23 protein-coding genes are annotated in these 22,995 nt (G+C 69.2%); 13 read left to right on the forward strand and 10 right to left on the reverse strand.

From position 1 onward, the window contains the following. Window positions 1–68: 68 nt before the first annotated feature. From CHC08_RS16200 to CHC08_RS16215, 4 genes are all read right to left on the reverse strand, one after another. The gene (locus CHC08_RS16200; RefSeq protein ID WP_089208096.1) at window positions 69–1,001 is read right to left on the reverse strand and encodes an acyl-ACP desaturase; all 933 of its coding nucleotides are present in this window, start codon (window positions 999–1,001) and stop codon (window positions 69–71) included. A 133-nt stretch (window positions 1,002–1,134) separates the two neighbouring features. Then, window positions 1,135–1,917 (reverse strand): DUF998 domain-containing protein, encoded by a 783-nt coding sequence (locus tag CHC08_RS16205; protein WP_089208097.1) that lies wholly within the window; start codon window positions 1,915–1,917, stop codon window positions 1,135–1,137. Further along, a complete protein-coding gene (locus CHC08_RS16210) occupies window positions 1,914–3,125 on the reverse strand; it encodes a glycosyltransferase (protein ID WP_089208098.1) in 1,212 nt (403 codons plus the stop codon). The genes CHC08_RS16205 and CHC08_RS16210 overlap by 4 nt, the downstream gene beginning before the upstream one ends. Before the next feature lie 11 nt (window positions 3,126–3,136). Then, a complete protein-coding gene (locus CHC08_RS16215; RefSeq protein ID WP_089208099.1) occupies window positions 3,137–3,967 on the reverse strand; it encodes a DMT family transporter in 831 nt (276 codons plus the stop codon). A gap of 210 nt (window positions 3,968–4,177) precedes the next feature. Here CHC08_RS16215 and CHC08_RS16220 point away from each other — a divergent pair, with 210 nt between their 5' ends. Continuing rightward, window positions 4,178–4,576: a lipocalin-like domain-containing protein gene (locus CHC08_RS16220; RefSeq protein WP_089208100.1), complete on the forward strand. Its 399-nt coding sequence runs from the start codon at window positions 4,178–4,180 to the stop codon at window positions 4,574–4,576. Window positions 4,577–4,585: 9 nt separating this feature from the next. Here CHC08_RS16220 and CHC08_RS16225 read toward each other — a convergent pair whose 3' ends face one another. Both CHC08_RS16225 and CHC08_RS16230 read right to left on the reverse strand, forming a co-directional pair. Further along, complete coding sequence (locus CHC08_RS16225; protein ID WP_089208101.1) at window positions 4,586–5,215, reverse strand: DedA family protein; 630 nt, start codon at window positions 5,213–5,215, stop codon at window positions 4,586–4,588. A 412-nt stretch (window positions 5,216–5,627) separates the two neighbouring features. Further along, a complete protein-coding gene (locus CHC08_RS16230) occupies window positions 5,628–6,101 on the reverse strand; it encodes a TspO/MBR family protein (protein WP_089208102.1) in 474 nt (157 codons plus the stop codon). On the opposite strand from CHC08_RS16230, the gene CHC08_RS16235 reads away from it, so the two are divergent. Then, on the forward strand, window positions 6,094–6,714 hold the full coding sequence (locus CHC08_RS16235) for a hypothetical protein (protein WP_089208103.1): 621 nt from the start codon (window positions 6,094–6,096) through the stop codon (window positions 6,712–6,714). The genes CHC08_RS16230 and CHC08_RS16235 overlap by 8 nt on opposite strands. A gap of 89 nt (window positions 6,715–6,803) precedes the next feature. On the opposite strand, the gene CHC08_RS16240 is transcribed toward CHC08_RS16235, so the two are convergent. Then, window positions 6,804–7,658 (reverse strand): STM4013/SEN3800 family hydrolase, encoded by an 855-nt coding sequence (locus CHC08_RS16240; protein WP_476718283.1) that lies wholly within the window; start codon window positions 7,656–7,658, stop codon window positions 6,804–6,806. Window positions 7,659–7,781: 123 nt separating this feature from the next. Continuing rightward, window positions 7,782–8,438 carry a VC0807 family protein gene (locus tag CHC08_RS16245; RefSeq protein ID WP_089208104.1) on the reverse strand — a complete coding sequence of 219 codons (657 nt, stop codon included), beginning with the start codon at window positions 8,436–8,438 and terminating at the stop codon, window positions 7,782–7,784. Between the two features lie 466 nt (window positions 8,439–8,904). On the opposite strand from CHC08_RS16245, the gene CHC08_RS16250 reads away from it, so the two are divergent. Next, window positions 8,905–9,249: a luciferase domain-containing protein gene (locus CHC08_RS16250; protein WP_143653235.1), complete on the forward strand. Its 345-nt coding sequence runs from the start codon at window positions 8,905–8,907 to the stop codon at window positions 9,247–9,249. 121 nt (window positions 9,250–9,370) lie between these two features. Here the strand turns inward: CHC08_RS16250 and leuE are convergent, their stop codons facing one another. After that, the gene (gene leuE / locus CHC08_RS16255; protein WP_089208106.1) at window positions 9,371–10,021 is read right to left on the reverse strand and encodes a leucine efflux protein LeuE; all 651 of its coding nucleotides are present in this window, start codon (window positions 10,019–10,021) and stop codon (window positions 9,371–9,373) included. Between the two features lie 268 nt (window positions 10,022–10,289). Here leuE and CHC08_RS52395 point away from each other — a divergent pair, with 268 nt between their 5' ends. From CHC08_RS52395 to CHC08_RS16270, 4 genes are all read left to right on the forward strand, one after another. Then, a complete protein-coding gene (locus CHC08_RS52395) occupies window positions 10,290–10,424 on the forward strand; it encodes a hypothetical protein (RefSeq protein WP_275937175.1) in 135 nt (44 codons plus the stop codon). Beyond that, window positions 10,424–11,647 (forward strand): YeiH family protein, encoded by a 1,224-nt coding sequence (locus tag CHC08_RS16260; RefSeq protein WP_089208107.1) that lies wholly within the window; start codon window positions 10,424–10,426, stop codon window positions 11,645–11,647. Before CHC08_RS52395 ends, CHC08_RS16260 begins: the two co-directional genes overlap by 1 nt. A 273-nt stretch (window positions 11,648–11,920) precedes the next feature. Continuing rightward, on the forward strand, window positions 11,921–12,163 hold the full coding sequence (locus CHC08_RS52915; protein ID WP_218825327.1) for a type II toxin-antitoxin system VapB family antitoxin: 243 nt from the start codon (window positions 11,921–11,923) through the stop codon (window positions 12,161–12,163). Then, window positions 12,160–12,594, forward strand: coding sequence for a type II toxin-antitoxin system VapC family toxin (locus tag CHC08_RS16270; RefSeq protein ID WP_089208108.1), 435 nt, complete (start codon window positions 12,160–12,162; stop codon window positions 12,592–12,594). The genes CHC08_RS52915 and CHC08_RS16270 overlap by 4 nt, the downstream gene beginning before the upstream one ends. 291 nt (window positions 12,595–12,885) lie before the next feature. Here CHC08_RS16270 and CHC08_RS16275 read toward each other — a convergent pair whose 3' ends face one another. Next, window positions 12,886–13,368: an Lrp/AsnC family transcriptional regulator gene (locus CHC08_RS16275; RefSeq protein ID WP_089208109.1), complete on the reverse strand. Its 483-nt coding sequence runs from the start codon at window positions 13,366–13,368 to the stop codon at window positions 12,886–12,888. A 128-nt stretch (window positions 13,369–13,496) separates the two neighbouring features. Here CHC08_RS16275 and CHC08_RS16280 point away from each other — a divergent pair, with 128 nt between their 5' ends. The 6 genes from CHC08_RS16280 to CHC08_RS16305 all read left to right on the forward strand — a co-directional run bounded on the left by CHC08_RS16280 (window position 13,497) and on the right by CHC08_RS16305 (window position 22,790). Next, window positions 13,497–14,180, forward strand: a complete 684-nt coding sequence (locus CHC08_RS16280) for a nitroreductase family protein (RefSeq protein WP_089208145.1) — start codon at window positions 13,497–13,499, stop codon at window positions 14,178–14,180. Between the two features lie 882 nt (window positions 14,181–15,062). After that, window positions 15,063–16,898 (forward strand): cellulose binding domain-containing protein, encoded by a 1,836-nt coding sequence (locus CHC08_RS16285; protein WP_089208110.1) that lies wholly within the window; start codon window positions 15,063–15,065, stop codon window positions 16,896–16,898. Window positions 16,899–17,022: 124 nt separating this feature from the next. Then, window positions 17,023–18,591, forward strand: coding sequence for a cellulose binding domain-containing protein (locus CHC08_RS16290; RefSeq protein WP_089208111.1), 1,569 nt, complete (start codon window positions 17,023–17,025; stop codon window positions 18,589–18,591). A 165-nt stretch (window positions 18,592–18,756) separates the two neighbouring features. Continuing rightward, window positions 18,757–20,427 (forward strand): carbohydrate binding domain-containing protein, encoded by a 1,671-nt coding sequence (locus tag CHC08_RS51510; RefSeq protein WP_245878354.1) that lies wholly within the window; start codon window positions 18,757–18,759, stop codon window positions 20,425–20,427. After that, complete coding sequence (locus CHC08_RS16300; protein WP_089208112.1) at window positions 20,424–22,457, forward strand: carbohydrate binding domain-containing protein; 2,034 nt, start codon at window positions 20,424–20,426, stop codon at window positions 22,455–22,457. Before CHC08_RS51510 ends, CHC08_RS16300 begins: the two co-directional genes overlap by 4 nt. A gap of 132 nt (window positions 22,458–22,589) precedes the next feature. Further along, window positions 22,590–22,790 (forward strand): cold-shock protein, encoded by a 201-nt coding sequence (locus CHC08_RS16305; RefSeq protein WP_089208113.1) that lies wholly within the window; start codon window positions 22,590–22,592, stop codon window positions 22,788–22,790. The last annotated feature ends 205 nt before the right edge of the window (window positions 22,791–22,995 follow it).

Consider the following 22,995-nt stretch of genomic DNA (forward strand, 5'->3'; position numbering starts at 1 on the left):
CCGGGACGCCAAGAGGGACCGCTCGGGAGCGGTCCCTCTTTGGAGAACGATCAGGCCGGGGGAGGGGATCAGGCGCCGGCGGCCTGGCGGGCGCGGCGGGCCTCGCGGCGCTCGACGAAGCGGGAGGCGGAGGTCTCGATGCGGGCGAGGAACTCCGAGAGCTCATCGCGGGCCTTCTCACCGTCGGCGTCGAGATCCGTCATCTCGAACACGCCCCACTGGCGCAGGACGGGCATGAGGACGTCGTCGATGTGCAGGCGCAGGTCGTAGATACCGGCGTTGGCGATGGTCATCGCCTTGCGGGTGAAACCCTCGATCCCGGTGCCGGGCATCTGGAAGGTGGTGACCACGTCGGTCACGGCCCGCATGGTCTGGGCGGGGGCGAGCTTGAAGGCCGCGTTGAGCAGGTTGCGGTAGAAGAGCATGTGCAGGTTCTCGTCGGCGGCGATCCTGGCGAGCAGGCGCTCGCAGTTCGGGTCCTGGGAGGCCTTGCCGGTGTTGCGATGGGAGATCCGGGTGGCCAGTTCCTGGAAGGAGACGTAGGCCAGCGAGGGGAGTACACCGTCGTAGGAGTTGGTGAAACCCTCGCCCATGTGCACCATCCGGGCGCGCTCCAGCGCGACCGGGTCGACCGCGCGGGTGACCGTCAGATAATCGCGGATCGCGACGGCGTGTCGGCCCTCTTCGGCCGTCCACCGGTGGACCCAGGTGCCCCATGCCGCGTCGCGGCCGAAGGTCGTGGCGATCTCATGGTGGTAGCTGGGGAGGTTGTCCTCGGTCAGCAGGTTGACGATGAGGGAGATCCGGGCCTCTTCGGGGATCTTCGAGTCGGTCTCGGCCCAGGCCTCGCCACCGAAGACGCCGTCGTAGTTCGTCCCCTCCGCCCAGGGGACATACTCATGCGGGAACCACTCCTTGGCCACCGCGTGGTGGCGGTCCAGCTCACCCGCGACAACGGGCTCAAGCTCCAGCAGCAGCTCGGTCTCACTGAACTCACGCATAAGGCTCTCCCTCACAGACTACGGAACCGTAACCTACGTTAGCGTAGGTTGATCGGAAGCGGTAAGCGAGATATGTCTCATTGGATGCCTATTGGTGGATTTGGCGAGGCCGCGGCCGGGACCCTGAGATCGGTCAGGTGGAGTGGAGACCGACCGACTCGCGAGGGCGCCGGACGTCGTCCGCGGACGGCTGGGCGGGGACCGTCGCGTGGGCGCCGAGACGGTCGGCTCCGGGTGATCGGTGGGTGAGGGGGCCCGCGTTCTCACGCTTCCGGTCGTCCGCGCCGCGAGGAGCCGGAACCACGCTCGCGCGCTTCCAGCCGCCCACGCCGCGGGCGGCCAGGAAGATCAGCACGATCTCGGTGAGCACCAGCAGGCGTTCGATCAGGCCGTAGTAGTCGGAGCCGTCAATCAGATCCGCGGTCAGTGAGCCCGGGTGAGCCGCGAGGAACGCCGCCAGGAACACCACGGACAACGCGCTGACGGCTGACAGCGCCCGGTCGCCGGAGCGCCGGCCGAGCATCCAGCCCGCGCAGGGCAGGGCGGTGAAGACCACGGCCGCCGACCAGCGGTGGATCTCCCCGCCGATCGACACGACGTCGGGCGCCGAGTCGGTGGGGAATCCCGCGGTGAGAAGGAGGCCCAGCGCGGCGGCGAGGAGCATCACGCGCGCCGCGGCACTGCGCGCCGGGTCCACCCGGGTCAGGCCGAACGCGGTCCACAGGGATCCCATGGCCAGCATGATCGTGCCGCCGACCAGCGCCCAGGCGCTGGTGCCGACCAGTGCGTAGTCACTGATCAGGCCGCTCGCCGGGTTCACCGTGTCGGCCGCGGCCACGTGCGCGTAGGCCATCGCGGCCAGGGCGAGTGCCGCCCCGGCCATCCCCGGCCAGCGTGACAGGGGGGCTTCCTTCATCGGGCCACCTCCTGGTAGATCGCCTCGAAGCGGGAGAGGGAGGACTGGTGGTCGTGGGTCACCGCGATCGCACGGCTCGCGGCGCCCATGGCGGCGCGCAGGCCGGGCGAGCCGAGCAGGCCGGTCAGGTGGCGGGCCAGCTGCTGGGAGTTCCCCGGCGTGAACAGGTAACCGTTCTCGCCGGGCCGTACCAGATGGGGCAGGGCCATCGCGTCGGCGGCGACGACCGGCAACCCGGTGGCCATGGCCTCCAGCGTGGCGATGCTCTGCAGCTCCGCGACGCCCGGCATGGCGAAGACGTCTGCGGCGGCGTACGCCTGGGGGAGCATCTCGTCGGGGACGAACCCCAGGAAGATCACTCGGTCCCCGACCCCGATCCGGTGCGCGAGCTTCGCGAGCGCCACCCGCTGCCCGCCGGTGCCGACTAGAGCGATCTGGGCGTCGGTGTTGTTGAGGACGTACGGCAGGGCGCGGATGAGCTCGTCCAGCCGTTTCTCCTCGTCCAGGCGTCCGACGAACAGCACGGTGTCCCGGTCGGGCAGGTCGAAGGCCTTGCGTGCCCACAGCTTGGGCTCGGCGCGCGGCTGGAACCTCTCCAGGTCGATACCGCAGGAGATGGGCTCCACCGAGCGGCTGAAGCCCTTGCCCATGAGCAGCCCCGCCGCGATGCGGGTCGGCGTGGTCACCCGGTCCACGCGGGAGAAGACACGGTTGAAGTCGCGCCAGGCGATCGCACCCGCCCGCACGCGGAGCCGTTCGGGGATGTGCGCGAACTGGAAGAGGTTGTCCGGCATGAAGTGGTTGGTCGCCACCACCGGGACGCCCTCGCGCCGGGCGGCGGAGATCGAGGCCCGGCCGACGACGAAGTGCCCCTGGACGTGGACCACGTCCGGGGCGATCTCCCCGATCAGCCGGTCCAGCCGGGTCGGCACCGAGATCCGCATGGTCGGGTGGACCAGCAGCGGCGCCGAGCGCAGCCGGTGCACGGTCACCCCGTCCACGCGGTCGACCCTGGCCGGCCCCTCGTCCGAGGCGCAGACCACGTGGACGTCGTTGCCCCGTTCCGCCAGACCGCAGGCCAGCCGGTGGGTGAAGTAGGCGGCGCCGTTCACGTCCGGCGGGTAGGTGTCGGTCCCGATCATCACCCGGCGCGGACGGGAGGCGAGGGGACCGGGAGCGAGCGTGGGGGCGGCGACTGACATGACCATGGGGGCTCCGTTCATCGGGCTATCGCGTCGTGCGTGGGGGACATCGGGGTGGTGCGTGCCAGCGCGACGGTGCCGGCGGCGGTGAGCGCCGCCGCCGCTAGCGCGATGAGCATGCTCGACGTGCTGGTCGGCAGCGGCTCGCCGAGAAGAAGCGCGCCGAAGGCGACGGCGGTGAGGGGGTCGGCCACCTGAAGGGCGGCGAAGGAGATGCCGAAGTGGCCGACGGCGTAGGCACGCTGCAGCAGGGCCAGCGCGATCAGGGCGGGCATCGGGACGGCGAGCAGGAACCAGGGCTCCCAGTTCCCGTCGACCAGGACGCGGGTGAGCGTGGCGGTCGCGCCGTACAGCACCCCCGCCGCCATGGCGAGCAGCCCCGCCCGCGCGGCCGGTGCGGCCTGCCCGGCGGTGATCCACAGCGCGAGAGCGGCGGTGGCCGCCCCCGCGAGCAAGGTCACCGCCCCTCCCGTGCTGAGGTGGGGGTCGCCGGTGTGCTCGGGCACGACCAGCACCAGGCCGATGAGCCCGATGGCGATCACGGCCGCGGCGGCGAGTTCGCCGGACTGGGGCCTGCGGCGTTGCAGGGCGGCGGCGCAGGGCAGGGCGAACAGGAGGCTGGCCACGCCCATCGGCTGGACCACCGTGAGGGGGCCGTACTTCAGCGCGACGATGTGCAGGGCGGTGCCGACCGCGATGGCGAGGCCGCCGAGCAGCCATCGGGGACGCCTGATCAGGTGACGGAGGTTGACGCGGGCCGTACTCGCCGCTTCGAACTGTTGTAGCGCGGCGCCGAGTGCGAAGAACAGTGATCCCAGCAATGCCAGACCGACCGCCAACACAGTCATGCGCACTCCTCTCAAGCAGATGAAGACATGGCGAGATGTCCGAAGCGCCTCGCTGAGGCGTCCGGATGTGGTCTTTCGGTGGACTAGTGGCAGCGTCCCGCGAAGGTGGCGCTCGGGCCATCGGGGTTCACCCTGACTTCGAGGCGAATTCCCTGAGATTCGCGTCGGGGCTGTTGACCTGCTGGCTTCGCTTATCGTAGTTTCGCGAGCATGGATCTGGTCGGAGCCTGGAAGCTGATCGAATGGCGGATCGTCCGTACGGACGGGCGGGTCTCATATCCCTTCGGCCCGGACGCGGTGGGCCTGCTCTGCTACACGTCCGACGGCCACATGAGCGCGACCGTCGCACGGGCCGGGCGCGTCCCGCTGCCTGCGAAGATCGCTCGGCACGCGTCGGCGGAGGCACAGGCCGAGGCGTTCGCGTCCTTCTTCTCCTGCGCGGGACGCTACGAGCTCCGAGACGGTCACGTGGCCCACGACATCGAGATGGCCCTCAACCCGGTCCTGGTCGGCACCCAGATCCGCGAGCTGAACTTCGACGACGACCGGCTCATCCTGGCCGCCGAGGAGAACGGCAGGTGGCACACGATGATCTGGGTACGGCCCTGAGCGCGGCCGTCAGTCGTTCGAGGCGGCCAGGACCGGCTCGGGCTCCCGGACGGTACGGCGTCGCCGTACGTGCCGGACGATCTCGACGACCGCGGTGATCGTCAGGGCGATGCCGAGACCGAGCAGCAGGCCCTTGATCGGGTCGTTCTCGAAGGCCGCGCCGCCCACGTAGCCGATCAGCCCCGAGTAGATCGCCCAGGATCCGGCGGCGACGGCGTCGAAGAGGGCGAACGAGCGCCGGGGGTAGGCGACCGCGCCCATGGTGATGGTGCAGGCGGTCCGGCCGCCGGGGATGTAGCGGGCCACCACCAGGACGAGCCCGCCGCGCTCGGCCAGTGCCCTCTCCGCCCAGCCGAACGCCTTACGGCTGCGCCTGCCGTTGCGCAGCCGGTCGTTGGTGGTGCGCCCGATGGCATAGGAGACGTGGTCACCGGCGAACGCGCCGAGGGCGGCCGCCACGATCACCAGCGCGAGATTGGGCGCGCCGGTGGCGGCGGCGAACACACCCGCCGTGATGACGGACGTCTCGGCGGGGACCACGGGGAAGAACCCGTCGAGCATCGCCAGCGCGAAGAGGGCGAGATAGACCCAGGGGGAGCTCATCACATCGTGCAAGGCGTCAAGGATGGTCTGTGTCACGGTCGTGCTCCAGTCAGGGTCGGGGGGATCTACACAGCACGCTGCCGACCCGGTGATCTCGGGGCATCCGGGGAGGACCCCGGTGTTCGCTCGCCACGTCCCTGAGTTCGCTCAGGGACCGTCGTGCCCTGAGCTCATCGGGGGATCGGTCCCCTCGACCCTAGGAAGAGGGCGAATCACGGCACATCGCACGAAAGGTTGCCCCCACCCCCCACTTTCGTCAGGGGACCCGTCACCTCGGGGGAGCGCGGTCCCGGTCCGGCTGGGGGCACGCGGCCGGACCGGCTCGTTGCCTCGGGGGAGCCGCTTACCTCGGGGGAGTCTCGGTCGGTTACCTCGGGAAGAGCCGCGGTCCTGGCCCGGCCGGGGGTGCGCGGCGGCCGGTCCGGATCGCGATCCTCGCCCGCCGGGCTCAGTTGAGCCGCCAGATGGCGACGGTGAGTGATGCCGCGTAGGTGACCCAGAGGAGATAGGGCACCAGAAGCCAGGCGGCCGGTCGGCTGATCCGCCGGAACATCACGACGTTGACCACGATCGCGAGCCAGAGCACCACGATCTCGGCGACCGCCAGGCCGTACCGCTCCGCGCCGAAGAACAGCGGTGTCCACGCCGCGTTGAGGACCAGCTGGGCCGCGTAGACGCCGAGCGCGGGAGTCCGGCCGCGCGCCGACCAGGCGAGCCAGCCGGAGATCGCGATCATGACGTAGAGCACCGTCCAGGCCGGGCCGAACAGCCACTGCGGCGGCGCCCAGGGCGGACGCTCCAGCGCCAGGTACTCGCTGCCGGCGTTGATCGCGGACAGCGATCCCACGACCGCCACCAGTGCGAGTGCCAGAGCGAAGATCGGAAGCCCTGCCCAGCGTTTCGGTTGCCGTGCGATGACCATGAAACCTCCCTGCCCTCTCTTCGAGCCCGCACGCCGGCCGGTTTCATTCGCAGGGAAAACCCATCCGGCGGAGGCCGGTCAGGGGCTCGGCCTCACGATCGCGTTCGTCCACTACGCCAGGCATCGCTGGCCGCTGGTGTTCGCCACCCGGGTCGAAGACGGCCCGCCGAGCCCGACACGGGAGCTGCAGGTCTTCGTGGCGCGGGGGACCGTGCTGGTCGCCGGGATCCTGGCGATCCTGAACCTGAGCTGGGTCCTCGGCTCTCCCCTCGGACTCCCGCCGGACGTGATCGCGGGGCGTTCCTTCATGTTCTACCTGGGGCATGGGGTGAACGCGGCGGTGGCGATCGCCGCGGCGGGCCTGTCGATCGTCGTCGGCCGGCGCTCCGGCAGGCCACTCTGGGTGCCGGTGACGCTGGCCTGGATCGGTTCGGGCGCCATGTTCGGGTGGTCGATGTGGCTGATGCTCGTCGTCCTGACCCCGAACGGCTTCAACACCGGCGGCCCCGGCAGCGCGGGCGTGGTCGGCCTGGTGAGCCTGTTCACACTGCTCACGGGTCTCGTCGCGGGTCTCACCGGCGCCTTCGCCCTGGCCGAGCGGGTCCGTTCTTAGGCGGCCTCACCCCTGGAGCGTCAGGTGGTTCTCACCCGATACGGGCGCCAGACCGGTCGATGGTGTTTCGCGCGTGTCCCGGCCCCGGGTCACCGCCATTCTCCCCGGTTCATCGTGAACTCCCCGTACGGCACGGTCCAGACGACCTCGTGACCGATGCGGTGGCCGGTGTGTCCGTCCTCGCCGTAGGCGGTGCCGTGATCGGAGCAGACGATCGCGAATCCCGGCCGCCGGGCACTCATGGCGGCGAACAGCCTGCCGATGTGCCGGTCCACGTACTCCAGCGCGGCGGCGTGACCGGCGCGGCCGTCACCGCGCTCGCGGATGCCCTCCGGCAGGTGGAACCAGTTGGGCTGGTGCAGGGCCGAGACGTTGACGAACAGGAACACCGGTCCGGCCGCCCCCGCGACCGCCCGCTCGGCGCACTCGATCTGCGCCTCGAACGAGGTCGGCGAGGTGACCCCGAAGGACTGCTCCCAGTGGCTCTCGGCGAACATCCCCGGGAGGGTGGAGCCGAGCGGGGTCCGCTTGTTGAAGAACCCCACCCCTCCGATGCAGATGGTGTGATACCCGGCCCCGGCCAGACCCTCGGGCAGGTTGGGCTCGTCGAACATCCACGTGCGCGCGACCGTCGTCTCGCTCCCGTGGAACGCGGCGGCGAACAGCCGGGGGTGAGGGCCGGGCGCGACGGGAGTCGGCAGGAACCCCGCCAGGATCGCGGCGTGCGCCGCGTAGGTGAAACTCCCCGGGCTGTGCCGCCGCTCCCATCGGCCGCCCGGCAGCGCACGCTCAAGGGTGGGCAGCCGCCCGGCCGCCATCAGCTCCTCGGCCACGTCGTAGCGGAGCGTGTCGAGGGTCACCAGCAGCAGGTCGTGGCTTCCCACGATCTCGTTCATGTCCAGCGGCAGGTCGTGGTTCCCCGCGATCTCGTCCATGTCAGGCATCCCGCTCCACTCTTCTCCACCCGGTCCCCTTTTCTACCTGCTCGGGTCCGGCCGAGAGCACGTGGCGGAGTGTTTCGCCGTCCGTCTCGCGACGGATGACGCCAACCCTGCCCGGAGCGAGGGTTACGCGGGTCCGGCGGTGAGGGCGGCGGGGGCGGGGTCGTGGTGGAGGCGGCGCAGGACGCGGCGGAAGGCGTAGAGGGAGACGGCCACCGCCAGGCCGGTGATCACGGCCACGGCCGTGGTGCGGACCAGCAGGTAGGTGCCGACCGACTGGTGGACCAGGAGCCAGATGCTCACCGTGGAGTTGGTCAGCAGCACGAAGGCCCACAGCAGGGTGATCCGGGCGAAGAAGCGGCGAACCCGCTCGTGCTTCAGCACCGCCGAGGGCAGGTGGATGTAGTCGAGGGTCAGCTTCTGCACCAGCGGGCGGTTCAGCCGCACCGAGGCGAGGAAGACCATGCTGATGCAGATCGTCCCGAGCTCGGGCTGGAGGAGGAAGAACTTCATGCTCCCGCTCCAGAATCCGATCAGCGCCCGCACGGTGATCGCGATCGCGGCGAGGACCATCGTCCCGGGCACCGGGATCCGCCGGATCAGTCGCCAGCCCACCCCCGCGTACACCCAGCTCACCGCGGTGATCAGCGCACCGTGCTCGCCCAGGAGGGCCAGCGCGGCATAGAAGACGGCGAGGGGGGCGACTACGCCCTCCAGGAGCTTGGGCACCGCTTGCCGAGCCAGAACCGCAAGGCGAGGAAGGACGACGGGCGGATAGCTCATGACGCTCCACGGAACGGTGGAATACAGCAGAGGCTGAGAACTCGGGCCTACCCCGGTATGAGGCCGTCAGACGTGCAGGGCCTGCCGCATGGGCTTATGAGGGGGGATCAGCCCGGAGTATTTGCTGGCCACTCACCGTACCCGACCCGGATCGATGCCTTTGCTGGAACCGGTGAATACCCTGGCGACCGCCCCGGGCCGGGTCGCAGACCGTCTCGACGGGGACCGTCGGACACCGTCATGGGCTCTCCGAATCGGGTCGCAGACCGTCTCGGCGGGGATCGGCCGACATCGTCACGAACCCCTGCGGGCCGGGTCGTAGATCGTCTCCGTCGGAACCGGCGAACATCGCCTCCGCCGCCGGACCAAGCCGCAGATCGTCTTGGTTAACGGAAGGTCCGTCACTCGGATAACGGTTCAGAAACAGGAGCTTTCCCGATTGGGTCCAGTCCGCGACGATTGAGGCATGGCAGTGCGCGCGCACACGTCCGGCCGCTCGACCGATGGTGTTGCGAACGTGGCGGCCCAGCTCATCTGCTGGCCCGCCCTGGCGCTGAAACGCACTCGCAGGGGGCTGGGCTTCCGGGCCAGCGGCCGGGAGATCGTCAGGATGCGCGGAGACCACACCGCGGAGCTGCTACTCACGACCCCCATGATCGACCGATGGGCCCGGGTGCTCACCGACTGCCACCGGGTCACCCCCGGTACGGACGCCGGATGGGTGATCATGACCATCGACAGCAGGGCCGACGCCGAGCTGTTCCTCTCGCTCGTCAGCGTGGCGATCAAGGTCAACCAGACGCCGCGGTGATCGGTCTCGGTCCGAGGTCGATCGAGTGCCGGTCAGCCGGTCCCGCGCCAGGGCCGACCAGGCGTCGCGGTAACCGGCCTCGGGGCCATGGCCGGTCGCGGCAGCCGGCCTCGGGCCGAGGTCAGCTGAGCGTCGCGGTGGCCAGCTTCGCGCCGAAGCCGAGGAACAGCATGCCCACCCCCGTGCTCAGCCCCGCCGACAGCTTGCGGCGCGCCCGGAACTGATTGGCCAGGAAGGTCCCGCCGAAGATCAGCGCCGACAGGTAGAGCACGCTGAACAGCTGGCAGATCGCGCCCAGGATCAGGAACGACAGCGCCGGCGTGCCGTAGGCGGGATCCACGAACTGGATGAAGAACGAGATGAAGAACAGGATCGCCTTCGGGTTCATCAGGCTGATCACCAGGGCCTTGCGGAACGGGTCCTCTCCGGTCCGCTCCGGCGCGGGGGCGGTCTCCGCGCTCGCGGGCCTACGCCAGGAGCGCCAGGCTCCCCGCAGCATCTGGAACCCGATCCACGCCAGGTAGGCCGCTCCGGCGTACTTCACGACGTTGAACAGGATCGGTGTCGACTTCAGAAGCGAGGCGACCCCGGCCGCCGCGAGCACCATCAGGACGGTGTCGCCGATGAAGACCCCCGCCGCTCCGCGATACCCCTGCCGCACCCCACGCTGCGCGGCGGTGGCGAGCACATAGAGGGAGTTCGGGCCGGGGAGCAGGATGATGAAAAAGGCGCCGAGGACATAGGTCCACAGATCGGTGATACCGAAGAACACGGTGATGCTCCAGAGGGCGTTACGGGATGCTTCGTCAACTTACTCCCAAAGGGTGCACCAAAAGGAATCTCCGAAGGCACCGCGGAAGGACTTTCAGGAAAGGTCCCGGCAGGCTCTTCGGGAGGGCTTCGGAGGGGGTCCACCGCCCCGCCGGCATCGGTGGCCGTCGAAGAGGATCCGGCTCACCGGATCTATTTACCTTTAATTCCTATCTACTTAATATGGAATAGCTCGGGGCGTACCGCAAGACGGTGAGTGAGGTCGTGAGATGAGCGAGACAGGTCCCCCGGCGGATAACGACGGCCGGACAGCGATCAACGAGGACTGGGCGGCCACGATCGTCGGGCTCGTGCTGCTGGTGCTGGTGCTCACCGGGGTCATCCCCGTCGGGCTGGTGCCCTGATGAGCACCGAGGAGCGCCGGGACGCCCCGGCCGGTACGCCCGACGGTCTCGCGGCCGATCCATCCGGCACCCCAGGCGGCCCCGCGGTCGGCACGTCCGACCGCCCTGAGATCGGTACGCCCGACGGTCCCGAGGTCGCCTCCGGCGCCGGATGGGTGTGGGCGCTGCTCGGCGTCCTCGTCGTCCTGCTCCTGGCCGCCGGCACCCGCTACCTGGACAGGAACGTGCCCGACCTGCTCAAGGGCACCGCGCTGGAGGACATCGGCGCGGCCGTCGAGTATCCGGTGTACGCGATCATCCTCGGCCTGGTCGGCAACGCGGTCCTGACCGCGACCGGGTTGCGCGACCGTCTCGCCGGCGGCTTCCGCACCGAGTTCTTCATCAAGACGGGCCTGGTTCTCCTGGGCGCCTCGATCAACCTCAAGGTGATCGCCACGGCCGCCGGTCCCGCGATCATCCAGGCGATCGTGCTGATCACCACGGTGTTCCTGTTCACCTGGTGGCTCGGCGGCAGGCTCGGCCTGGACGACAAGCTCCGCGCGCTGCTGTCGGCCGCGGTGTCGATCTGCGGGGTGAGCGCGGCCATCGCGGCGGCGGGCGCGGTGCAGGCCAGGCGCGAGCAGCTCGCCTACAGCGCCAGCCTGGTGATCGCCTTCGCCCTGCCGTCCATCTTCATCCTGCCCTGGCTGGCCGGCGTGTTCGGGCTCAGCCCCGAGGTGGCCGGGGCGTGGATCGGCGGCAACATCGACACCACCGCCGCGGTGACCGCCGCCGGTGCGATCGTCGGGGACGAGGCGCTCGCGGTGGCGAGCATCGTGAAGGTCACCCAGAACGCCCTGATCGGCGTCGTGACCATCGCGCTGACCGCCTACTTCGCCTTCCGGGTCGAGCGCCGCGCCGACGCGAAGCGCCCGGGACTCGGCGAGTTCTGGCGGCGCTTCCCGAAGTTCGTGCTCGGCTTCGTCGCGGCCTCCGTGATCGCCACCTGGTGGCTGTCCACGGTGAGCGCGGCGGACGGCAAGGCGACCATCGGTGTGGTCAACGACCTGCGGATCTGGTTCCTGATCCTGGCCTTCGTCAGCATCGGCCTGGAGTTCCGGGTGGCCTCGCTCAGAGAGGCGGGCTGGCGCCCGGTCGGGGTCTTCGCCGCCGCGACCGTGGTCAACGTGGTCGTGGCCCTCGGCCTGGCCCTTCTGCTGTTCAGCGGTTTCAGCGTCGCGTAGAACCTGTTCGGCGACTTCGACGTCAAATGCAACCGGGGTCCGATACGGCGAGCCGTACCGGACCCCGAACCTGTCTCGTCACGCGCGGCGCGGGTCCGGCCGAGGTTGTCCAGACGGTCATAAGTCCGCAGGGCTGGCTTCGAGCCGATCTCCTTGCGTTTCCAGCCTGGCTGGGACCCTGTTGGATCGAAGGCCATGGATCCATTTCGTGTTTGATTGCATGCAGAGAGTAAAGGTGTATGGGAGCATTGCTCCATGGGTATGGCTAGCCACATGAAAACGACCGTCGATATTCCAGACGGACTGTTGAGGGAGGCGCGGCGGGTGGCCCAGTCTGAGGGGACGACGTTGCGGGCCCTTATCGAAGAGGGCCTGCGATCCGCCCTGGCGCACCGGTCGCAAGAGGCGAACTACACGTTGCCTGACGCGTCCGTCGACGGGCATGGGGTGCATTCTCAGATGAGAGACGCCTCATGGGAGGACATTCGCGCCTTGGCCTACGGAGATCGTCTGTGATCGCTGTGGATACGAACATCCTGGTCTACGCGCATCGCAGAGACAGCGGGTTTCACGGCCGCGCCGTCTCGGAGATGAAGGAACTGGCCGAAGGCCGGGCGGCGTGGTCGATTCCGTGGCCGTGTGTTCACGAGTTCTTCTCGATCGTGACTCACCCTCGCGTATATGCGCCGCCGAGCACCACAACGGAGGCACTTGCGCAGATCGACGCCTGGTTGGGGTCGCCGTCCCTCGTGACCATCGGCGAGGCGGACAACCACTGGGAGACACTTCGGGCACTGCTGGAAGCGGGCAAGGTCGCGGGTCCGATGGTTCACGACGCACGGATCGCGGCACTATGCATCGCGCACGGAGTTCGTGAGCTGTGGACCATGGATCGTGACTTCAGTCGTTTTCCGGGGCTTGCCACCCGTAACCCCCTTCACAGATGAGTGCCTGCCGTCCCGGGTGGGTCGCCAGAGGGAGACGACGAGTTCGGCCCCGTCGCGGGTGGTCATCGTCAGACGTTCCCCCGCGGGGAGGCCGGCGGCTCGCCCGTGCGTTTCGGCGGTCGTTGTGAGGCGTTCCCCCGAGGGGGGATCGGTGGGCTGTTCGCGCGTTTTGATGGTCATGCCCCCACCGTCGAGGTCGCCGCTGGCAGCCTCCTGGCACGGCGATGACAGCGGCCGGCAGGCACGGCACCGGCGGCGGCCGGGCTTCCCGGCGCGCGGCGGATCGCGGGCTCAGCCGAGGTCGGCCAGGGGCTGGACCCGATGCGGGACCACGGTGGACAGGGTGATCACCGTGCTGCTCCGCCGTACGCCGGGGATGGCCAGGGTCTGGTCGATGACCTCCTGGATGTGCTCGTGGTCGCGGCCGGCGACGCGGCACCAGACGTCACCGGGGCCGGTGACGATGTGGGCCTCCAGCACCTCGGGGATCGCGGACAGGGCGGCGGAGATGCCGGCGCGGGAGACCTGCTCCACCTCAAGGGTGGTGAACGCCTGGACGGGGTAGCCGAGGGCGACGGGGGAGAGGTTCGGGCCGAAGTCGGTGATCACACCGTCGGCGATCATCCGGTCGAGGCGGGCCTGGACGGTGCCCCGGGCGACGCCGAGGAGGCGGGCTAGCTCCAGCAGACCGCTCCTCGGGCGCTCCCTGATCAGGTGGAGCACCTTGCGGTCGAGGTCGTCCAGGCCGTTCTTTTCGGTCCTTCTGACTGTCAATCTGCCCACCTCCGAAGTGCCGCGCCTATCGTTCACTGACAATCTGACAGTGAAATGACCCGTCTGTTGCACCGTTTGTAGTCGCAATTAAGACTATGCCTTCATATATGGCACTCATGGAGGCGATCATGGCGCAGGAGCATTCCCATCCGTTCATCCCGTACCGGCCCGCGCGCTACCCCGAGCCGGAGATGGTGGCGCGGGGCCGGGAGTTCTACGAGCACATGGACCGGCGCCGGAGCGTGCGGTTCTTCAGCGACGAGCCGGTGCCGCGCGAGTGCGTCGAGCTGGCCGTCATGACAGCGAACACCGCGCCGTCGGGGGCGCACCAGCAGCCGTGGAAGTTCGTGGTGATCGGCGACCCGAAGGACAGGCGGCGGGTGCGGGAGGCCGCCGAGGTCGAGGAGCGGCAGAACTACGAGGGCGGGCGGCTGACCCCCGAGTGGCGTGAGGCCCTGGCCCACCTGGAGACCGGTTCCGACAAGGGCTATCTCGAAACGGTGCCCTGGCTGGTGGTCTGTTTCGCCGAGAAGTACGGCGTGCGCCCCGACGGCACCAGGGTCAAGCACTACTACGTCAACGAGAGCGTCGGCATCGCCTGCGGGTTCTTCATCGCGGCCCTGCACTCGATGGGCCTGTCCACGCTCACCCACACCCCGAACCCGATGGCGTTCCTGACGGATATCTGCGGACGTCCCGGCAACGAGCGGCCCTACATCCTCTTCCCGATCGGCTACGCCGCGCATGACGCCGAGGTGCCCGACCTGGTCCGCAAGCCCCTGTCCGAGGCGCTCGCCGACGGCCCGGCCTGAGCAGACCGCCAGGTCTGAGTCGGCGGTCCAGCCTGGGCCGATGGTCCGGTTTGAGCCGACGGTTCAGCCTGAGCCGATGGTCCGGTCTGAGCCGGCGGCCCGGTCTGAGCCGGCGGTGGCCCGAGGGGGCGGGCCGGGATCGGGGCGGACGGCTCCGGACGAGAGGGCGGCCGGATGAGACGGGGGCGGAGCACCACCCGGAATCGCCTCGCCGGATAGGCACGGGGGACGTTATTCGATCGCGGAGTCCCGTATTTGGAACGTGCCTAGCTGGATCGTCGGAAATCGACTTTTTTGGGCCTTGTGGGAGGAGTCTGTCAAAGCTACGATCACGGCAACTCTTAGGAAACTTTCCTAAAAGAAATACCGAATGGGAGTCCCCATGGCCCGTTCGCCCCCGGCGGCCTCGATTGCAGGCTGCGGAAACTCGATGGTGGCAGTTGTCACCGCAGAAGGTCCGACCGTCCGGACGTCTCACCCCCCAGGTTCCCCCTTCATGGGAGCGATCATGCGGCGCACCTTTCCCTTACTCTTCCTGACTGCGGCTGCAAGCCTCCCGCACGGGCCGTCCGTGCCCGGCGGTGCCAGCGCGGCAGCCGTCACGACCACCTTCACCGAGGTCTCCGACCGGGATCGTGGTTCGAGGACAAGCGCACGCTCAGGGATGAGATCACGGCGGTCCTGACCAGCCAGAACGTCCAGCCCGGCCGTTTCTCACCATCGCCGTGGACAACGGCCCGCGTTGATCGACGGCGTGGTTCCGCCCTCCCCCGGGCGGAGCCGTGGCCACCACGCCGTACGGCTTGCGCTCACGTCCGCCTCCAGCGCCCCCCGCGGGGTGCAAGCCGTACGGTCACCCCCCAGTGAATGCATGAGGTTAACGTGAAGTTTCGCGTCATCGCTCGATCTCTCGTCGCTCTGGCGGCCATCGTCCTGACGATGATGATCGCCCTCCCGGCTCAGGCGGCCACCGCCACCGCCACGTTCACCAAGGGCTCCGACTGGGGTTCCGGCTTCGAGGGCAAGTACACGATCACCAACGGCGGCACCACCACCCTCAACGGCTGGTCGGTGGCCTTCGACCTGCCCTCCGGCGCGAACATCGGCTCCTTCTGGGACGCTGCGATGAGCCGGAGCGGGCAGCGCTTCACCTTCACCAACGTCGGGTGGAACGGCACCCTGGCTCCGGGGGCGTCGGCGAGCTTCGGCTTCAACGGCAGCCCGGGCGGGATCACCCCGTCCAACTGCACGCTCAACGGCGTCGCCTGCGGCGGCGGCACCACGATCCAGGTTCCGGGCAAGCCTGGCACGCCCACCGCGACCGGCGGCGCGAACGCCGTCACGCTGTCATGGGGAGCTTCCAGCGGCACCGTCACCGGTTACCGGGTCTACGAGGGCACGACCCTGAAGACCACCGTCACCGGCACGGGCGCCACCATCTCCGGCCTGGGCGCGTGCGAGTCGCACACCTACACGGTCGCCGCCTACAACACCACCGGCGAGGGCACGAAGAGCGACCCGGCGAGCGCCACCACCACCGGCTGCACCGCCGGGGTGCCCGGCAGGCCCGGCGCCCCGTCCGCCACGGGCAACTCCGGCAACATCGCGCTGAGCTGGGGAGCCTCCAGCGGCACGGTGACCGGTTACCGGGTCTACGAGGGCACGACCCTGAAGACCACGGTCACCGGTACGAGCGCCACGGTCTCCGGTCTGGGCGCGTGCGAGTCGCACACCTACACGGTCGCCGCGTACAACACGGCGGGCGAGGGCACGAAGAGCGACTCGGCGAGCGCGACCACCACCGGCTGCACCGTCAGCCCGCTGCCCAAGCACTTCCTCACCGGCTACTGGCACAACTTCAACAACGCCGCCGTCGAGCTCAAGCTGTCGGCCGTGCCCAACGAGTACGATCTCGTCGCGATCTCCTTCGGTGAGGCCACGACCACCCCGGGCGAGGTCGTCTTCGGTGTCGACCCCGGACTGTCCACCTCCCTCGGCGGCTACACCGACGCCCAGTTCAAGGCGGACGTGCAGACGCTCCACTCACGCGGCAAGAAGGTCATCCTCTCGGTCGGCGGTGAGCTGGGCCGCGTCCAGGTGTCCAGCGCCACCTCGGCCACCAAGTTCGCCGACACCGTCTACGCCCTGATGCAGAGCTACGGCTTCGACGGCGTGGACATCGACCTGGAGAACGGCCTCAACGCCACCTACATGGGTCAGGCACTGCGGGCGCTGCGCGCGAAGGCGGGCGCGAACCTGATCATCACGATGGCGCCGCAGACCATCGACATGCAGTCCACCGGCGGGGAGTACTTCAAGCTCGCGCTGAACATCAAGGACATCCTCACCGTCGTCCACACCCAGTTCTACAACTCCGGCTCGATGCTCGGCTGCGACCAGATGGCCGCCTACTCGCAGGGCACGGTCAACTTCATGACCGCGCTGGCCTGCATCCAGCTGGAGAACGGCCTGCGCCCCGACCAGGTGGCACTCGGCCTGCCCGCGGGACCCGGCGGGGCCGGCGGCGGGATCGTCGCCCCGTCCCTGGTGAACCAGGCGCTGACCTGCCTGGCGACCCGGACCAACTGCGGCAGCTTCGTGCCGCCGCGCGCCTACCCGGGGATCCGCGGCGCCATGACCTGGTCGATCAACTGGGACGCCTCCAACAACTGGAACTTCTCCAGGACCGTCAAGCCCCACCTCGCCACCCTGCCCTAGCCCTCCGCCACCTCCGACGTCCCCGGACCTGCCCGGCACCTCCTCACGACCCGGCCGGGCAGATCCCGAATCTCACACCCTCACCACCCCCCACCACCTCGCACCCCCCAACCGAGGAAAAAACATGAGATTTCGACGAACACTGACCGCGGTCCTGGCCGCACTCGGCGTGTCACTCGGCCTGTCGACGGTCGCGGCCCCCGCGTTCGCGGCGCCCCCCACCGCCGTATTCACCAAGGTCTCCGACTGGGGCTCCGGTTTCGAGGGCAAGTACACGGTCACCAACGGCGGCACCACCACCCTCAACGGCTGGTCGGTCGCCTTCGACCTGCCCTCCGGCGCGAACATCGGCTCCTTCTGGGACGCTGCGATGAGCCGCAGCGGGCAGCGCTTCACCTTCACCAACGTCGGCTGGAACGGCACCCTCGCCCCCGGCGCGACCGCGAGCTTCGGCTTCAACGGCAGCCCGGGCGGGATCACCCCGTCCAACTGCACCCTCAACGGCGCGTCCTGCGCCGGCGGCACCCCGCCCAACCCCGGCACCCCGGGCACGCCCGGAGCCCCGTCGGTCACCGGCACCACCAACTCCTCGATCTCCCTGTCGTGGGGCGCCTCCAGCGGTACCGTCACCGGCTACCGCGTCTACGAAGGCACCACGCAGCGGGCCCAGGTCACCGGCACCAGCACCACCGTCGGCTCGCTCGGCACCTGCACCTCGCACACCTACACCGTCAAGGCGTACAACGCCCAGGGCGAGTCGGCCGCCAGCGCCTCGGCGAGCGCCACCACCACCGGCTGCACCAACCCCCCGCCCGGCGGCAAGATGGCCGGCGCGCCGTACCTCTACATGGGCTGGGGCAACCCGCCCAATCCCGCCACGGTCATGAGCGCCACCGGCGTGAAGTCCTTCACCATGGCGTTCATCCTGTCCAGCGGTGGCTGCGTACCCGCCTGGGACGGTAACCGCCCGCTGACCGGCGGCGCCGACGCGCAGGCGATCTCGCAGATCAAGGCCGCGGGCGGCAGCGTCCAGGTCTCCTTCGGCGGCTGGTCGGGTAACAAGCTCGGCCCGAACTGCTCGACCCCGGCGGCCTTCGCCGGCGCCGTGCAGCAGGTCATCAACGCCGTCGGCCCCGCGGTCGTCGACTTCGACATCGAGAACACCGACGAGTTCGAGAACTACACCGTTCAGGACCGGATCCTCAACGGCCTGAAGATCGTCAAGCAGAACAACCCCAACGTCAAGGTCGTCGTCACCTTCGGCACCTCGACCACCGGCCCCACGGCCGCCGGCATCCGCCTGATCAACCAGGCCAAGGCGCTCGCCGTGCCGATCGACAACTACACGATCATGCCGTTCGACTTCGGCGGCGGCGCGAACATGTACCAGAGCACGGTCAACGCCTCCGAAGGCCTGAAGAACGCGCTGAAGGCCGCCAACGGCTGGACCGACGCCCAGGCCTACTCCCGGATGGGCATCTCCGGTATGAACGGCCTGTCCGACCAGCAGGAGCTGACCAGCCCGGCGACCTGGACCCAGATCACCAACTGGGCCAAGTCGAACGGCCTCACCCGCCTGGCCTACTGGGCGGTCAACCGCGACCGTCCCTGCCCGGGCGGCGGCGTGACCTCCAACTGCAGCGGCATCTCCCAGATCGACTGGGAGTTCACCCGCATCACCGCGGGCTTCTGACGACCACGGCCCGCACCCCTCGCTCGGGGTGCGGGCCGTATCCCCGTGACCGTGAAGGTCACCCGGCCCTGAAGATCATCGAAAACCCCAGCATGACCGCAATCGAAGGGAGGCAGGGGCGTCCCGCTCTCGGCCGTGGCCAAGGGTCTCCGCCCTGGAATTCCGATGGGTCTCAGAAAACTCGTGGCGGTAGCCGTACTGGCTCTGAGCGGCACGATGCTGGTCGCATCACCGGCTCAAGCGGCCAACATCACGACAAATCCAGGATTTGAGAACGACCTGGCCGGCTGGACCTGCACGGCGACCTCGGGTGCGGCGATCGTGTCCTCGCCGGTGCACGGCGGGACGAAGGCGTTGCAGGCGACGCCCGCGGGAAATGACACCGCGCGCTGCCAGCAGACGGTCAGCGTGAAGCCGTCCTCGGCCTACACCCTGTCGGCGTGGGTCCGGGGCGGCTACGTCTTCCTCGGCGCGACCGGCACCGGGACGACCGACCCGAGCACCTGGGGCACTCCCGGCGCCTCGTGGACCCAGCTGTCCAGGACGTTCACCACCGGCGCCTCGACCACGTCGGTGACGATCTATGTCAACGGCTGGTACGGCCAGGGCACCTACCAGGCCGACGACCTCGTGCTGGACGGCGCGGCCGGTGGCGGCACCCCGCCCGACACCACCGCGCCCACCGTCCCCGCCAACCTGGCCGTGGGCAGCCCGACCGGCAGCTCGCTGAGCCTGACCTGGGGGGCGTCCACCGACAACTCCGGTTCGATCGGCCGCTACGAGGTCTCGCGCGACAACGGGACACCGGTGAGCGCGGGCACCTCGACGACCTACACCGCGAGCGGCCTGAGCGCGGCCACCTCCTACGGATTCCGCGTCCGGGCCTGCGACGGGGCGGGAAACTGCTCGGCCTACACCCCCTCGGTGAGCGGCAGGACAAACACCGACACCGGCCCGCCGCCCAGCGGCACGATCCGCTACGCCCCCTACATCGACATCACGATGACAACCCCGTCGCTGACCGGCGCCGCGGCCGCGACCGGCGTGAAGAACTACACCCTGGCCTTCGCCCTCGGTGACAGCAGCGGCTGCAACCCCGCCTGGGGCGGCACCATCCCGATCAACGACTCCCGCGTCATCAACGACGTCAAGGCACTGCAGGCCCAGGGCGGCCAGGTCATCGTGGCCACCGGCGGCGCGATGGGACCGTACCTGGAGCACGTCTGCGGCACCTCGGCCTCGCTGCTCGCGGCCTACAAGAAGGTGCTCGACACCGTCGGCACCAACCACCTCGACGTCGACGTCGAGGCCGCGATCGACGCGAACAAGGTCAACACCGCGCTCAGGCAGCTCCAGGCCGAACGCGGCACGACGATCAGCTACACGCTGCGGATCCAGGGCCAGGACTACGGCGTGGACCCGTTCTCGCTGTCGATCCTCCAGGACGCGGCGGCCAAGGGTCTCAACGTGATCGTCAACCCGATGCTGATGAACTTCGGCTACTCGGGCAACTGGGGCGACGCGATGATCGCCGCCGCCCAGGCGACGCTCGGTCAGATGAAGACCGTCTGGCCCTCCAGGTCCGACGCCCAGCTCAGAAAACTGCTCGGCCTCACCCCGATGATCGGCAAGAACGACACCGGGATGACCACCACCCAGGCCGACGCCCGCAAGCTGCTCACCTGGGCGAACGCCAACCACGTCGCCTTCGTCGGCTTCTGGTCCAGCGCACGCGACAACGGCGGCTGCACGGGCGGCCAGGTCTCACCGACGTGCAGCGGCATCTCCCAGTCGTCCTGGGAGTTCACCAACATCTTCAAGGGGTTCACCGGATGAATCTGCGGAAACTCGCGGCGGTAGCCGTACTGGCCCTGGCCGGGACGATGCTCGCCGCATCGCCCGCCCACGCCGCCAACATCGCGGTCAACCCAGGCTTCGAGAGCGGGCTGACCGGCTGGACCTGTACGGCCTCCTCGGGTGCGGCGGTCGTGTCCTCGCCGGTGCACGGCGGGACGAAGGCGCTGCAGGCGACGCCTGCGGGAAATGACACCGCGCGCTGCCAGCAGACGGTCAGTGTGAAGCCGTCCTCGGCCTACACGCTGTCGGCGTGGGTCCGGGGCGGCTACGTCTTCCTCGGCGCGACCGGCACCGGCGGCACCGACCCCAGCACGTGGACGTCCTCGCCGTCGGCCTACGCCCAGCTGTCCACCACGTTCACCACCGGCGCCTCGACCACGTCGGTGACGGTCTACGTCAACGGCTGGTACGGCCAGGGCACCTACCAGGCCGACGACCTCGTGCTGGACGGCGCGGCCGGACAGGGACAGCCCCCGGCCGCGCCCACCGGGCTCACCGGCACCGGCAACGCCACCACCGCCTCGCTGAGCTGGAGCGCCTCCTCGGGCGCGACCGGCTACAACGTCTACCGCAACGGCACGAAGGTCGCCGTCGCAACCGGGACCACCTTCTCCGAGACCCCCGGCACGGGCACGCACTCCTACCAGGTGAGCGCGACCAACGCCTCGGGCGAGTCGGCCAGGTCCGGCGCGGTCTCCGTGACGGTCGGCACCGGCCAGCCGCAGCTCCCGTCCGTGCCGTCGGGGCTGGCCGCCACCGTCAGCGGCACGAGCGTCTCGCTGAGATGGAACGCCTCCACGGGAGCGACCGCCTACAACGTCTACCGCAACGGGACGAAGGTCGCCGCACCCACCGGAACCTCCTACACCGACACCCCCGGCGCGGGCACGCACACCTACCAGGTGAGCGCCTCCAACTCCGCCGGGGAGTCGGCCAGGTCCGGCCAGGTCTCCGCCGTCGTCAGCACCGCGCCGCCTCCCGGCGACCTGCCCAAGCGGGTGCTGGTCGGCTACCTGCACGCCTCGTTCGCCAACGGCTCCGGCTACATCCGGATGGCCGACGTGCCGAACGAATGGAACGTCATCAACCTGTCCTTCGGCGAGCCGACCTCGGTGACCTCGGGCGACATCCGGTTCACCCAGTGCCCGGTCGCCGAGTGCCCCAACGTCGAGTCCGAGGCCGAGTTCATCGCCGGAATCCGGGCGAAGCAGGCCCTCGGCAAGAAGGTGCTGATCTCGATCGGCGGCCAGAACGGCCAGGTCCAGCTGAGCACGACGGCCGCCCGGGACAAGTTCGTCCAGTCGGTCGGAGCCATCATCGACAGGTACGGGCTGGACGGGCTGGACATCGACTTCGAGGGCCACTCGCTCTATCTCGACAACGGTGACACCAACCTCGCCAACCCCACCACCCCGGTGATCGTCAACCTGATCTCCGCGCTGAAGTCGCTCAAGGCCAGGTACGGTTCGAAGTTCGTGCTGACCATGGCCCCCGAGACGTTCTTCGTCCAGCTCGGATACCAGTTCTACGGTCCGGGACCGAACGGCTCCGCCGACCGGCGGGCCGCGTCCTACCTGCCCGTCATCCACGCGATGCGCAATGACCTGACCCTGCTGCACGTCCAGGACTACAACTCCGGGCCGATCACCGGGCTCGACAACCAGTACCACACCATGGGCACCCACGACTTCCACGTGGCCATGACCGACATGCTCCTCGCGGGCTTCCCGATCGCGGGAAACCCGAACAACGTCTTCCCCGCCCTGCGCCAGGACCAGGTCGCCATCGGCCTGCCCGCCGCCCCCTTCGCGGGCAACGGCTTCACCACGGTGAGCGAGGTCCAAAAGGCCTTCGACTGCCTGGCCAAGGGAACGAACTGCGGGTCCTACCGGCCCCGGGGCGTCTACCCGAACCTGCGCGGCCTGATGACCTGGTCGATCAACTGGGACAAGTACAACGCCTTCGAATTCTCCCGCAGCCACCGGGCCTACCTCAACGGCCTGGGCTGAAAGCCCCTCGCCGCCGGGAGAGACGGACTCCCGGCGGCGAGGTCCCGGGGACGGTGGAGCCGGCCCGCTGTCCCCAATAGGGTTTTTGTTGGATGATGTTCCAGATATGTCATGATCACTGGAAGGCTAGACATGACCGGCACGGTGAAGTCGTTCAACGAATCCAAGGGGTTTGGCTGGATCACTCCAGACGACGGCGGTGAAGACGTTTTCGTGCACTTCTCCCAGATCATGACGCAGACCCTCACGACGCTCCTTGAAGGGCAGAAGGTCTCCTTCACGGTCGCGGACGGGCCGACGGGCAAGCAGGCGACGGGGATCAAGCCTCTGTAGCCGGCTCCCACCGGGCAGGCGCGTGTCCCGAGCCACGCGCCCACGAATGCACCGGTCTGGAACGTACCGGTCTCGGGCCTGCCGGCCTGGAACGTACCGCTCTCGAAGCTGCCGGCCTGGGACGTACCGCCCGCAGGCGGATCCGTCTCGGACGTATCGGTCTGGAACGCGTCGGCTGCGTCGGCCGTGTCGGACGTGTCGGCCA

Source organism: Streptosporangium subroseum, assembly GCF_900188345.1.
Taxonomy (GTDB): domain Bacteria; phylum Actinomycetota; class Actinomycetes; order Streptosporangiales; family Streptosporangiaceae; genus Streptosporangium; species Streptosporangium subroseum.